Origin of the sequence: Frischella sp. Ac48, assembly GCF_019641635.1 — a bacterium.
Classification (GTDB): Bacteria; Pseudomonadota; Gammaproteobacteria; order Enterobacterales; family Orbaceae; genus Frischella; species Frischella japonica.
The window spans coordinates 54,549-68,009 of the sequence record NZ_JAETXP010000017.1; the positions used below are offsets into that span (position 1 = coordinate 54,549).

The window sequence follows — 13,461 nt, forward strand, 5'->3', positions numbered from 1 at the left end:
TTTGATGCTAAAAATATGATGCATACCATTCGCTTATTACAAGTTGCTCACGAAATAATGACCAAAGGCACCATTACCAATAAATGCGTAAGTCGTGATGAACTGCTCGCCATTAAAAATGGTCAATTAAGCTATAATGAGATTATAAATATGGCCAAATCATTATTTGCTGACATTGAAACCGCATTACTATCCTCAACCTTACCTATAACAACCCAATACTACACAAGCGATTGCATTGTTGGTTTCGATATGTAAAACATGGTATCTCGATTGACAAGATTTCCCTAATCTGCCATCGATGAATAAAAATGGCGAAAGTTAAGGTGTATTAATATTTAATATCATTTTATTCTCATATAAATATCAATTTATAATCCTTTAGCCATTAGTTAATGAATTCGCCATCTATAAATATGTCATATAGCAACGAAAATAAGAACGTTACCTGAATAAAATTTGGTGATTATTTTTATCATTTAATCAGATAAAGGCGTAATAGCCATTTTTACTTAAAATATTACCAAAAATAAATTTTTTTATTATGAAGTATTAGGTTAAATTTAATTTTAAGTAATAAATAAATTAAATATTTTCTTTTTCAATATTTTTGAATTATAAATAACTTACTTTTTAGATAATTGGCATTTTAGTTAGAGTGATAATCATTTTTAATGCTTAAATCAGACATCATCATTATGTCATTATTAACCGTTAAAAGTATTTTTAGTTTGATATATTTATAAACAAGTTATTACTTAATAACAATTAGATGACATGCAATAGTAAGGTTAATTGCCTTGGCTTTATCATAATAGGTCAATATTACAATATGGTTTATCTATATGACTAAAAATCTTAAAGGTAATGATATTATTATATATGCTAAAATTCTCATTCCTTCTTTAGGTAAAAAAGAACGTTTAGTGGCGAATTTTATTGTAAATAATTATGAAAATTTAAAAGCCATAAGCATTATTGAACTATCAAAACAGTTAAAAGTAAGTACGGCATGTATTACTAAAGTTGCGAAAAAGTTACGATGCAGCGGTTTTTATGATCTAAAAAAAGCCATTTCACTGAGTGAGCAAGAACAGCAAAAATCCGAATCAATCACTCGCTATGAAGATGTTTTAGAACAAACTTTTTTGAATTCAATCTTAGCATTGCAAGAATCACTATCCTTAATTGATATGAAACAATTTAAACAGATAGTGTCATTATTAGTAAACATTAAAGATAATAACAAAATCGTTATGGCTGGATGTGGTGGTTCTGGCGCCATATGTGAAGATTTTTGCCACAAGCTGTTAAAAATTGGTATTTTCTCTATTGTGTACCATGACTCCCACTTGCAACAAATGGGAGCATCGTTATTAGAAAAAGGTGATATTGTGATAGGTATCTCGCACTCAGGAAAAACAGCCGATATCGTTAATATGTTAGAAATTGCCCAGAATAATGGTGCTACAACAATATGTATGACCAATTATGTGAATAGTCCAATCACTTTTGTTTCAGACCATCCTTTGATATGTTCAGTAAAAAATCATCCTATTACTGGTGAAAATGCGACTACCAGAATTGTATTGTTAAATATACTAGACGCTATATTTACCATATTAGCCATGCAAAAAAATTCAAGTACTCAAAATAATTTATTAAAAACTCAAAATGCGGTAAAAAATAAAAGATTATAATTAGTTATCCATCATCGAGAATGATGGTTTAACCATGTTAATTATTTTCAATATTGGTATAAAACCATCGCAATAATATTGACAAATTTCAAATCCCTTCTGCTACCGATCGAACTTTAAAATAACATTTCCTAGTTTTATTGATGAGTGATATATTCAATAACACTGATTACATACAAGTAAAGTCAATATAATCAAAACATAAAAGGCATAATAAAATAGTTATCCTGAAAACAAACATTAAGTCCACCCAATATTCACTATGTATTTATGTGTTTGTTTAAAAGTCATAACTGTTTATCGATAAATCTGTTCCTAGGGAATTTATTCTAATACCCTTTTTAATTCAGAATAATCCCCATTTATATATATTTATGGCGCATCTCGGGCTGGATTATGTATTAATCCAGCTGACAATTTTTTTAAACTTTACGACAGTAAATCATCGTCGTTTTTTAGATTGGTTGTTAAATCTAGTATTATGCTAATAAAACTATTTACTACCCAATTTTCAAATTATATTATTTTACGGCGACGTCTTCTTTTGCTACCAATTCATCTGGTGTTTTAAGTAATGGTGTCAATATTGCACTAAGAATATAAAGTCCCGAATAGATACCAATAACGCCGCCAGCCCCAATTATTGGATAAAAAACCGCTGTGATAGCTGGTGCGATAAATGCTCCTAATCCTGCACCTAAATTAAGAATTGACATAGCCGCGCCTTTGTTATCAGGGGCTAACATTGGGAATAAAGCAGATAACGGTACATAGCCAGCCATGGTGACACCACATAAGCATAGTACAACCGCCATGATATAAAAGTTATGACCTAAAATTTGCGGAACTAACCAAACAAAAATTAAAACGATAGCATAACTAACGCCTCCCACCCACATTATGGTATTTCGCCAACCAAAACGATCGCCGAAAAAGCCAAAAAATAAGTTGGCAAAAATCGCGACTAAAAACACTGATGACCACATATGTAACCATTCCGTTTTGGAATAACCAAAACTGATTAAGTAAAGTGGCAAAAATGTTGCCAATCCATATTGTGCAATTCCATTAATTGATTTAACGACTAATCCAATTGACATCACTGGACGTTTTAAAATAGTTATTGCTTTTACTAGTTCTGCGATACTAAATGGATGAATCTCCTCTGCGGCCACTGTATCTTTATTGATTAAAATCGCTAATATTGCCCCAATAATGACAAAAATCATCCCAGTCCAGAGTAAAGATTTCTCACCCATGATTGGTAGTGCCATGGCTGAAAACCAAGGTCCAATAACACTTAACCCTAAAGAAAAAGTAAACCAAAACCAGCCTACCGCCGTTGAACGACGATTAATTGGTGAACTGTAATTAATCCAGACAAGAAATGAATAGGCAAATAACGGATAACCAATTCCTCTGATAGCATAAAAAGGTAGCATCACCATCATTTCCATATTGCGTAAACCAATACCAATAAAACCAATACTACCAATTACAAAAGCAATAACGCCAAAAAACATCACCTTTCTCGGACCAAGTGTTTGTACTAGCACTCCTGTAATCCAAGCTGCCAGCGTAACTGTCACACCATAAGCCGTAATCAGATAGGAAGCTTTAGCAACAGAAAGTCCTTTTTCAACCAACCAAATAGATATCCAAGCCTGTTCCAAGCCATCGCCAATCATAAATATTGTTAACCCAATATAACCCCATAGCAAATTTTTGGGTAATCCTAACTTATCAAACATAGTAATCTCCAAGCAACTTGGTTGTATCATATAAAACGAGATAAAATGTTTATACACAAGTTATATTCAGGTGCGATTCCATCACTTTATTTTGACAAACTAAAAATAGTAATATTAATTTCTTTTCTAAGATGCCTAATATTTAAGTATTTCAAATATTATTATTTTTATGACAGACTACTTGCTTTAAGGGACGCTTCAAATTCATCCCCTTTATCTCTTTTGCACCTTGAGAATAATTTGGTATAGCGTTATTTATCACCAATTAATGTCATTAATAATTTTTGTACTTTTATTGCATCTTGATGGCGAATAATATCAGCAATATTGTCCATACCGATTTGATCAATAAAACGTGATATTTTCTGATACATTCTGATATTCTGTGTACATTCGGCCACAGGATCTTCACGGGTTGGAAAAGTATCAAAATAAATAAGACCGGAAAAATTAACGCGTTTAGCATAATAGATATATTCTAATGTTTGCATTAAATGCACAGAACCCAGCATTAGACCATCATCGCAATAACCATATCCATCATTCAGATGAAATCCAACTAAACGTTTTTGCATTGAAGTTAAAAACAGAGAAAAAGCAGGATTTTCTTTTTTCATAATCATATGGCAAAAATCTAAAGTAACGCCTAAATTCGGTGAGCCGACTTTTTCTATTAATAACAGTGTTGCCGCACAATCGCCAATAAATGAGAAAGTTCGCGGTTCATATGGCTTGTATTCAAAACTGAATTGCATATCAGGATTAGGTAAAGTTACCCGACGTAACGCATCGACAAGTAATTCATAAGCGCAAAAATAATCTTGTTGAAAACAATAGTCATAACCATCATAACCAAACCATAATGTCACTGTATTTCCGCCCAAGAAACGGCACATATCTACAGCATCTAATGTAATTTGTATAGCTTTTTCTCTGATCGTTTCATTAGGATTGGTGAATTCACCGTCAATAAATTCTTTATTGTAACGTAATGCGATCCCCCCCATCTTAAGGTTATTATCTTCAATACACTTTTTGATAGCTTGTTTATCTTGATTAATAAAATGTTCAGGATAATTTAATTCAATATGTGTCAAACCTTCTACTTGACCCATGCGATTTATAAGATCACAAGTTGTCATAGTGTTTTGTGATTGATAAAGATCTGGACGAGATCGAAATGAATTGATACGCGAAGAAAATTTCATAGTTATATTACCTCTTGTAATGTGTTTTTTTTGTTATAACCAATATTTTTATGGAGGTAAATGAAGGTTGTTAGATGTTACTAAAAATAAAATTAACCCGGCTAAAATCTTGTCGATATTTTATTTCTAGTAACATTTTTGTTTAAAAACTTTTAGGTTTTGTGATTGGTTAACTCTTTACATATTATGTAAAGGAGTACTCATTCAGATTTAAATTTAACGATGTTTTTTTATTTTAAAACGTTAAAAAAATGGTGATTTAAACATCATTCAGCTGAATTTTTAATTAGAAACATTGACTAGTAAATAACAGTATAAATCTGAAAATACATACAAATTCTGCTGAGAATAAAAACAATTTAAGTAAGGAGTTGCCATGAAACATGATGTAGTAGTAATTGGTAGTTTAAATTATGATATTTTAATTCAGCAAGATAGGTTACCTTATGTCGGTGAAACTTTTATTGGTAATGAATTATTAATGATGCCAGGAGGTAAAGGTGCAAACCAAGCGGTTCAATGTGCAAAACTGGGTCTTAACGTAAAATTTATTGGCTGTGTTGGTAATGATATATATGGAGGTGAACTATTAAAATCACTAATAAATAATAATATCGCAACAGATGATATTTATCAAAGAGGTCCGAATTCAGGAATTGGGATTGTCCAAATCTTAGCATCTGGCGATTATTGTAGTACGATCATAAAAGGAGCTAACTATTTACTAACTAAAAATGATATTAAAGATACCTTTTTTACACATACTAAATTAGTGATTTTTCAATCCGAAGTTCCTGTCGATGTGGTTGAATATGCTATTGAGCGCGCAAAATTCTATGGCAGCCAAATCATTGTAAATAATGCTCCAGCCAGACATATTCCAACCGAAATATTAGCCAAAATAGATTATCTTATTATTAATGAAACCGAAGCGACATTTATGTCAAATCAAGATATTGTCAGTATTGATGATGCTCAAAGCTGTGCCTATACGTTATGTCGTAATCATAATATTAAAAATGTTATTATTACGTTAGGAGAACAAGGTGCCATTCATGCTGATGAGAACAAAGCTCTTCATTATCCTGCGGTATTTTGCCCGCAAGTTATTGATACAACAGGCGCCGGTGACTCATTTATTGGCGGAATTGCATGGGGAATTATTCACAATAGACCGATTGCGCAAATTATGCCTTTTGCTGCTGAAATTAGTGCTTATTCGATTCAAAAATATGGCGGTCAAAGTTCCTTTCCGTTGTTATCAGATGTTAAACATGCATTAAAAACATCTGATTAAAACTTAAAAATAATTGTTTTCTTAAAAGCCAATATTGGATAAAACGTATTTAATCATTAATATTTACCCTAAAATTGGCTTTAAATTTTTAAAATTTATTTTCTGATATTAATTTATTACTGATAACGATAATGCAAAATAGAATGATTTCATTACGTTAACTTCGTTTATTATTGGTCACTCTGGCAATATAAGTCTTATCTCGATTAAATACTCTATCTAATGTATTTGGTGCAACATCATGATAAGTTCCATCCTCGGTTTTATACTTACATTTGCGAGTAGCTTTACTATCTAAGCCGATTCAGTGTAAAACACAACTTATGATCTTTTTAGTACGGGATAGCCACTATCCCTTGCAGCATGAACGACACTTGGAGCATCTAAACGCGCTTTGTGTGGCCAATATACCTTTTGATATATCCATTTAGCGCTACCGGTTTTGCTTCTTTTTTAACCAAGCGTGAAAACCCGACCAACTTACATTTTTCACAGGCAGACTGGTTTAATTGAATAGTGTACTAAATGGTTTTCATATAACGCTATTCATCGACTTGGATGATTAAGGAAGTAAACATGCGCCTTTTTCAGGAGTTCATTCGCTATTTTCAGTTCTTTTACTTATTTTTTCTAACCCAATATTCCGTTGCTGCTCTGCGATTAGCTTTCGGTGACTAGTTTTATTTGCTGTGAATTGACTACCCCATTTATCGTGGGTGGATTTACTCACACCAAGGTGGTTGGCTAGCTTACTGATAGAAAGATATGTATTTGATAGAACATAATCGATCGCTTGTTGTTTGAACTCAGCGTTGACATTTTTGACCATGATGTTTTTTCTTCTATGATTTTTTAGACATATGATAGCGGTGATATATGTCCACTTTTTTAGCGAGAATCATCTATCCCATGGTTGTACAGAAAAAATGTTATCTTTTATTTTTATTTAATATTTCTAGTAAATAAGAAATAATAAAAGTTTAAAAAATTGAATGAATCCATTAAAATTACCATTAGAGAAATGATAAAAAATGAAAAAAAAATAAAAAAAATTTTTTTTCGAAATTAGATGTAATTAACTACAAGCCCTAGTTTTTTAATAAGAGAAGCTATAAAAAAGCTAAATTATATTATATTTTGATTAGTAAATACTCAAAGCAATGTAAACAAAAAACAGTGGTAATTAAATTTATTCAATGATGTTTCGTATTAATTTAATTACCAAGATGGTAATTTAAATAATCGTCCTTGTATCCCTTCATCATGTAATATCAATGCAATTTCATTCTTATCAAAGAAAATATCGCTATCAAGCGGAATATCTGAATCAATTACAGTAATAATTTGTTGAATACCTAAATTAGAGTATTGTCTTATCACATTAAGAAGATTTATCTTTTTTCTGTCATCTAAAGATTCAAATATTCCATCGTGGTAAACAAAACGAGGAAAATTATCTTTAAGATGACTACGTATTATAGCTAAATCAAAAGCGACACATAACAATTTTTTATAAGTATGACCATCATCAGCACTTGTTGAGCGACCCGTTTCATCTAAAATATCAGCATTAAAATCGAGATGATCTTTTTGATTAATATTAACGCTGAGTAACGCTTTACGAGAAATAACATCTTCAACAATGCGATTAAAATACAACCTAGTCTCGGAAAATAAACTTGTTTCCTGTTTATTTTGCGTATCTAAATCTTTTTCCATATCAATCCGAACTTTTTGAGATTGCTTATCTAATAATCTAATTTCGGTCTTAAGAGCTTGCAATTTGTGAATAAATTCTTTTTGTTTTTCTAAAAAAGCAATATCAGCTTTTAAGGTAATTAAATCATTAGATATTTGTTTATATTTATCAAAAATATCTGTTTCACCTAAAAATGATAAAGTTTGTGTTCTTTCTTCACCTAATTGCAATAATCTTTGATTAATATTTGTTAGCTCTTTTTTTATTGATGATAGTTCTTCTTTTAAATATTTATGGCGTTCTTCTGTAATAGCGCGATTAAACTTAATAAGTTGATTAAAATCTTTTTTTAATTGTTCAGGGAAAAGAATACCGGCTTCTTTGTACAAGCTTTCAGCCTCATCAGGATCAAATAATATTTGTTGTTTTTGTAAAGATAATTCTATCTTTTTTCGATTAAAATCCAATGAGTAGCGATTTTTATTCAATGTAGCTATTTGCAAATCTAATTCATCAATGAGTTTTTTAGTTTTTGCTTGATCCACTGAGTGAAAATCGAACTTATCCAACAGGCGTTGCCGCTCATTAACATCCTGCTGTTTTAATAATAAAAGCCCATCAATCCGGCTTATATCTTCAATTGAACCACCTAACTCTTGTTTTACTATCGTTTCTCTATCTTGTGCATCTTTAAGTTTAGCTTCTAGTTCATAATGCTTTACAATTAAATCAGAATTAAAACCAAGAATATGAGCAAGAAAAGGTTTCCAATCTTTATGTTTAGAGGCAAACTTTCTTAATTGAAAAACATCACGGTAATCATCTTGAGAACGTAATAAATAACCTAAAATTTTGCGATATTGCCATGGTTTAATCAAATAAAAATTTAATATACTGTCTAAAATCTCTTTCGCTTTATCAAATGGTACATTTTCATGATCCCAATGTGCTAATTGCGTAAAATCTTGGTGTGAATCGGTGTGTTTCTTTATACTGATACGTGTTGCATCTGTAACACTGCGACGAATAGTGAGGTAAGAACCATCTTCTAATACCAACTCTAAAAAAAACACAAATTGCTTAAATAGTTGTTCATGTTTAAATAAAAAGAATTCTGATTTTTTTTGAGATAAAAAACAAAAATCAAGTAATTTGCCTAATATCGATTTACCTAAATTATGGGTATCTTTTTTCTTATTTTCAGGAAAGCGAATTTCAGCTTGAATTACGTTCAAACCTGATGAAAAAATAATAGTTTCAAATAAATCTGGTTTATTTGAATATAATTTAGATAGTTTCATTTATCCCCACATATTCGATTGAGTCAGTTTTTGCATGATACTCAACTAACCCTAATAAAAAAAGAAGATTAAGTGCAGGTAGAAATAAAAATTGACCACCTTCAACTGACTTTTTAGCATATTCTAATAAACCATCATATTTTTCTAGTCTCTTTTTCTTAATATAATAAAGTAATAAAAAAGACATGTTAATAATAGTCTTATCCGGGTGAGTATGTTTATTGGGTCTTAGCATCTTCATTCTCACCTATATCACAACTCCAATACATAAAAAACAACATGACATTCACTAATCGTTTGTGTTTAGCTTGCCTCAAAATTGGCTCTCTATCAACTAATAACTTTGATAAGTAATTCATTATGTGATCAAAAGTCTGATAATCTTTTCTTTTTGCAATAATATTTAAGCAAAACTCTTCTGCTGCAAGTTCATAACGTTCACGTAGTGCAGTATTTTCAGCTAAAGATAGAAAAGATTCAATTTCATTAACGTCTTTTAAGTAACGCCGCTTAAGCTCATTAGCATAAGCCTCAGTCATATTATTTAGCTGATTTTTTCTAGCGTAAGTGGTTCGCTCTATATTGATATTGGTTATACTTCTTTCTAGTGTTCGCGCTTGATTTGCAAATGCCTGGATAACTTCTGCTAAATCGTCAGGACTAACAATTAACGGACTATCGATAGGATCTAGCTCAGCGATTCTCATTATTTCAGGATATCGTTTAAGATAAAGTTCTATCTGATTAATATCTATGATCTTTACTGATGCTATATCGACTTCAATATAGTCTGAAATCGTTTTACATATTTCACTCTCTGCATTACCAGTTAAACGACGATTAGTAAACAAGACATAATTATCCAGCTCACCTTTATCTTTTAACTTTTTGATACGAAGCAGTTCACCACCAATTACGGTATTGGGGTTAGTTTTCTTTTCTTTATTATAAAAATCAGATTCAGAGCAATTACGATTATAGCCATTAGTATGTTTGGCTTGAATAATTGTTGTTCCAACCCAAGGTGAACTTCTACTGGGAAATAATTCGGCAGTACCAATAAATTTAGCGTCTCTCCCACCATCAGGACCCTTAGCAAATCCTTGTGTAGAAATACCCATTATATGCTGGCAAATAATAACAACTAATCTTTCAAATTGTTCATCACTCATATCTTCATAAGCATATTTCATGATATATGTATTCCTTACTACTAAAAGTGCCAAACATTATAACTGTGTTTATATACATAACAATAATAAGTTTATTATTTTACGAGCAAGCTCGCATTTTTGATACTTATTACTTTTGAGCTTTTACCGTTTTCTTTCCAAGAATCTTCTGAACTTCTTTAGTATCAATTTCCATAATTGTTTTACAGTAATGCATGCAATTCGAATACTAATTGTTTTATCTTAGAGGAAATTACCAAGATGACAGAAAAAGAAAAAACACAAATAACCCAAACTATTTAATTTGTAAAAAATATTGAGGAGTCTATACCGTTTCAATAAGCACGTTAAATGATTTCTCTTTAAAATCGCAATTATAGAATTTTAACTGCTGTTTTTGCTTTCTACATCCTATAGTCGATATATTAACCAAGATTCATTCAAATAAATCAGCTATATCAATTTAAAATCAAGTTAGCTACTTTATTCAAGACAAAGCCAATTATCTATCTAATACTACTGTTTTCTACCCTCAATTATGTTGTAGTTAGACGGATAAAAGTATGGATAAAGAGATAGATTCGCCACCGCACCCAATTAAACGTAAAAAGAAGCTGATTATATTAACGCTATTATTTCTTTTTTTTGCTTTGGCTTATGGCGTTTATTGGTTTATGTTTAGTCGATTTAATCAATCAACGGATAATGCCTATGTTATGGGTAATCAGGTCCCGGTTGATGCGCAAGTAAATGGTGGAATATTAACGATTAATGTCGATAATAACGATTTTATTCAACAAAATGATGTGATAGCAACGATTGATGCAGTTGATGCAGAAAATGAATTTGGTTATGCCAAAAATGCGTTAATCAAAGCGATTAGAGAGTTGCATCAAATTCAGATCACAAATGAAAAACTTTCAGCCAGCATTCAGTTAAAACAAGTCACGTTAGACAAACTTAAGCAAGATCTTGTACGCCGGGAGAATCTTTGGTCACGAAAAGTCATTTCAAAAGAAGAGATTATTCATGCAAGGCAAGATGTCGATTTTGCTATTAATGATTTAAAGATATCTCAGCATGAATTAGCCATTAATAATGCGCTACTAATGAAAACGCCATTATTAGAACAACCAAGTATTCAGCAAGCAATTTTTAAATTAAAACAAGCTTGGCTTAACTTAAAGCGAACCAAAATCACCGCACCTGTAACTGGGTATGTCGCGAGGCGAAGTGTCCAAGTTGGTACACAAGTGACTAAAGGTGAGCGTTTAATGGTTATTGTTCCATTAGATCAAGTATGGGTAGAAGCAAATTTTAAAGAGGTACAGTTAAACGATATTCGTATCGGTCAACCAGTTACCTTAGAAAGTGATTACTATGGTGAAAAAGTTGAGTATAAAGGAAAGATAAGTGGTATTGCGATGGGCACCGGTGGCGCTTTTTCTTTGCTACCTGCACAAAATGCGACAGGAAATTGGATCAAAGTGATTCAACGTTTACCGGTACGGATTGAATTAGACAAAGCGCAACTTAAACAATTTCCATTACGTATAGGCTTATCAATGAATGTTAATGTGGATACGCATGATACGTCAGGTAAGCTTTTAACCGATATTCCAGCGAAGACGATAAAATATCAAACGGATTCACTTTCTTTTGATGAAACTGAATTTGAGCAGCTCGTTGAGGATATTGTAAAAACCAATTTCTACGCTACGCAGATTATTCAATGAATCAAAGTAAAGCGTCCTCATTGCCTTTAACTGGCATCAGATTTATCTTACTAATTATTTTATTAGCGGTAATCGCGTTTTTACAGATTTTGGATTTAACAATTACTAATGTGGCGTTATCAACCATTACGGGTAATCTTGGTGCTTCAAATTCGCAAGGAACGTGGGTTATCACCTCTTTTGCCGTTGCTAATGCTATTTCGATCCCCTTAACGGGATGGTTAGCTCAGCGTTTTGGTGAAGTGAAATTATTTACTTATTCTATCTTATTTTTCGTAGTCACCTCTTGGCTTTGTGGTATTTCAAATAGTTTAGCAATGCTGATTTTTTCAAGATTATTGCAAGGTATGGTTTCTGGACCAATCATCCCTCTATCGCAAAGCTTGCTATTAGCGTATTGCCCGCCGGCCAAAAAAAATATGTCATTAGCCATATGGTCAATGACAATTATTATTGCGCCAATCTGTGGTCCAATTCTAGGTGGTTGGATTAGTGATAATTATTTTTGGGGATGGATCTTTTTAATCAATATTCCTTTCGGGATCATCATTTGGTTTGGTGTTCACCTTTTATTAAAAGATCGTGAAACGGCTACCAGCAAATTACCCATTGATAGGATTGGATTAGTTTTATTTATAGCTGGCGTGGGATGTTTACAACTGGTATTAGATAGAGGAAAAGAGCTTGATTGGTTTAATTCTAATCAGATTATTATTCTTTCTGTATTAGCTGTTGTTTTTATTAGTTATTTTATTATTTGGGAACAAACAACAGATTATCCAATTATTGATTTATCCGTTTTTAAATCCCGAAATTTTACCATTGGCACAATTTGTATCAGTTTGGCATTTTTACTCCATATTGGCACGCTGGTTATTCAACCACAATTATTACAACGTGTGTTTGGTTATACTGCAACTTACGCCGGTTTAGTGTTGGCGCCAATTGGTTTGGTTCCTATTTTTCTTGCGCCAATAATTGGCCGATTTGCTTCAAATGTTGATATGCGTAAAGTGGTGACGTTTAGCTTTATTGTGTTTGCACTCTGTTTTTTTTGGCGAGCATATACATTTGAATCAAACATGACTTTTGCTGATGCAGCATGGCCGCAGTTTTATCAAGGTTTTGCGATAGCGTGTTTTATTATGCCCTTAAATATTATTATTTTATCTGATATTCCCATTCATAAATTAGCAATTGCCGGCAGTATTTTTAACTTTTTTAGAACGTTGTCGACATCAGTTGGTACCTCGTTAACCGCTACTTTATGGGAGCGTCGTGAAGTGATTCATCATAGTCAATTGACTGATATAATTTATCAAAATTCCCAAACATTAAATTACACTTATCAACAATTCAATCAACTAGATTTATCTAACATGCAAGTATCAGCTATGTTGGCACAACAGATTACCAATCAAGGTTTATTAATTGGCATTAATGAAATTTTTTGGCTATATGGTATGATATTTTTAGGTTTAATTGGTATAGTATGGTTAGCAAAATCTTCGGTGAAGGTTAATTGATACTTGGCTAATTAAATCAACGTGATTTTTATTTTGTGGCAGGAGTAAAGTATCAATCAGTGGTATAGTAT

Annotated in this window: 11 protein-coding genes; 5 read left to right on the forward strand and 6 right to left on the reverse strand. The window is 31.7% G+C overall.

Features of this window, described 5'->3' with window-relative positions; translation table 11 throughout:
• The first annotated feature begins 15 nt into the window (after positions 1–15).
• The gene (locus tag JMI89_RS11275; protein WP_187756201.1) at positions 16–258 is read left to right on the forward strand and encodes a hypothetical protein; all 243 of its coding nucleotides are present in this window, start codon (positions 16–18) and stop codon (positions 256–258) included.
• A 587-nt stretch (positions 259–845) separates the two neighbouring features.
• Entirely contained in the window at positions 846–1,700 is an 855-nt protein-coding gene (locus tag JMI89_RS11280) for an SIS domain-containing protein (RefSeq protein ID WP_187756202.1), read from the forward strand.
• Positions 1,701–2,221: 521 nt separating this feature from the next.
• On the opposite strand, the gene JMI89_RS11285 is transcribed toward JMI89_RS11280, so the two are convergent.
• Entirely contained in the window at positions 2,222–3,451 is a 1,230-nt protein-coding gene (locus JMI89_RS11285) for an RbtT/DalT/CsbX family MFS transporter (RefSeq protein WP_220680111.1), read from the reverse strand.
• A gap of 251 nt (positions 3,452–3,702) precedes the next feature.
• Positions 3,703–4,659: a sugar phosphate isomerase/epimerase family protein gene (locus JMI89_RS11290; protein ID WP_187756204.1), complete on the reverse strand. Its 957-nt coding sequence runs from the start codon at positions 4,657–4,659 to the stop codon at positions 3,703–3,705.
• Between the two features lie 376 nt (positions 4,660–5,035).
• On the opposite strand from JMI89_RS11290, the gene JMI89_RS11295 reads away from it, so the two are divergent.
• A complete protein-coding gene (locus tag JMI89_RS11295; RefSeq protein WP_220680112.1) occupies positions 5,036–5,956 on the forward strand; it encodes a ribokinase in 921 nt (306 codons plus the stop codon).
• 595 nt (positions 5,957–6,551) lie between these two features.
• Here the strand turns inward: JMI89_RS11295 and JMI89_RS11300 are convergent.
• The 4 genes from JMI89_RS11300 to JMI89_RS11315 all read right to left on the reverse strand — a co-directional run bounded on the left by JMI89_RS11300 (position 6,552) and on the right by JMI89_RS11315 (position 10,149).
• A complete protein-coding gene (locus JMI89_RS11300) occupies positions 6,552–6,785 on the reverse strand; it encodes a helix-turn-helix domain-containing protein (protein ID WP_220680113.1) in 234 nt (77 codons plus the stop codon).
• A 389-nt stretch (positions 6,786–7,174) separates the two neighbouring features.
• Positions 7,175–8,956 (reverse strand): DUF2326 domain-containing protein, encoded by a 1,782-nt coding sequence (locus JMI89_RS11305; protein WP_220680114.1) that lies wholly within the window; start codon positions 8,954–8,956, stop codon positions 7,175–7,177.
• Entirely contained in the window at positions 8,943–9,191 is a 249-nt protein-coding gene (locus JMI89_RS11310) for an ABC-three component system middle component 8 (RefSeq protein WP_065558016.1), read from the reverse strand. Before JMI89_RS11310 ends, JMI89_RS11305 begins: the two co-directional genes overlap by 14 nt.
• Positions 9,175–10,149 (reverse strand): ABC-three component system protein, encoded by a 975-nt coding sequence (locus tag JMI89_RS11315; RefSeq protein WP_220680115.1) that lies wholly within the window; start codon positions 10,147–10,149, stop codon positions 9,175–9,177. Before JMI89_RS11315 ends, JMI89_RS11310 begins: the two co-directional genes overlap by 17 nt.
• A 542-nt stretch (positions 10,150–10,691) precedes the next feature.
• On the opposite strand from JMI89_RS11315, the gene JMI89_RS11320 reads away from it, so the two are divergent.
• Both JMI89_RS11320 and JMI89_RS11325 read left to right on the forward strand, forming a co-directional pair.
• On the forward strand, positions 10,692–11,864 hold the full coding sequence (locus tag JMI89_RS11320) for an HlyD family efflux transporter periplasmic adaptor subunit (RefSeq protein ID WP_220680116.1): 1,173 nt from the start codon (positions 10,692–10,694) through the stop codon (positions 11,862–11,864).
• The gene (locus tag JMI89_RS11325; RefSeq protein ID WP_220680117.1) at positions 11,861–13,390 is read left to right on the forward strand and encodes a DHA2 family efflux MFS transporter permease subunit; all 1,530 of its coding nucleotides are present in this window, start codon (positions 11,861–11,863) and stop codon (positions 13,388–13,390) included. The genes JMI89_RS11320 and JMI89_RS11325 overlap by 4 nt, the downstream gene beginning before the upstream one ends.
• Positions 13,391–13,461: the final 71 nt, after the last annotated feature.

What these genes read in the sequence shown, in the direction of transcription:
- JMI89_RS11275 (WP_187756201.1), top strand. Translation starts at nt 16, where the DNA reads ATGATGCATACCATTCGCTTATTACAAGTTGCTCACGAAATAATGACC.
- JMI89_RS11280 (WP_187756202.1), top strand. Translation starts at nt 846, where the DNA reads ATGACTAAAAATCTTAAAGGTAATGATATTATTATATATGCTAAAATT.
- JMI89_RS11285 (WP_220680111.1), bottom strand. Translation starts at nt 3,451, where the DNA reads ATGTTTGATAAGTTAGGATTACCCAAAAATTTGCTATGGGGTTATATT.
- JMI89_RS11290 (WP_187756204.1), bottom strand. Translation starts at nt 4,659, where the DNA reads ATGAAATTTTCTTCGCGTATCAATTCATTTCGATCTCGTCCAGATCTT.
- JMI89_RS11295 (WP_220680112.1), top strand. Translation starts at nt 5,036, where the DNA reads ATGAAACATGATGTAGTAGTAATTGGTAGTTTAAATTATGATATTTTA.
- JMI89_RS11300 (WP_220680113.1), bottom strand. Translation starts at nt 6,785, where the DNA reads ATGGTCAAAAATGTCAACGCTGAGTTCAAACAACAAGCGATCGATTAT.
- JMI89_RS11305 (WP_220680114.1), bottom strand. Translation starts at nt 8,956, where the DNA reads ATGAAACTATCTAAATTATATTCAAATAAACCAGATTTATTTGAAACT.
- JMI89_RS11310 (WP_065558016.1), bottom strand. Translation starts at nt 9,191, where the DNA reads ATGCTAAGACCCAATAAACATACTCACCCGGATAAGACTATTATTAAC.
- JMI89_RS11315 (WP_220680115.1), bottom strand. Translation starts at nt 10,149, where the DNA reads ATGAAATATGCTTATGAAGATATGAGTGATGAACAATTTGAAAGATTA.
- JMI89_RS11320 (WP_220680116.1), top strand. Translation starts at nt 10,692, where the DNA reads ATGGATAAAGAGATAGATTCGCCACCGCACCCAATTAAACGTAAAAAG.
- JMI89_RS11325 (WP_220680117.1), top strand. Translation starts at nt 11,861, where the DNA reads ATGAATCAAAGTAAAGCGTCCTCATTGCCTTTAACTGGCATCAGATTT.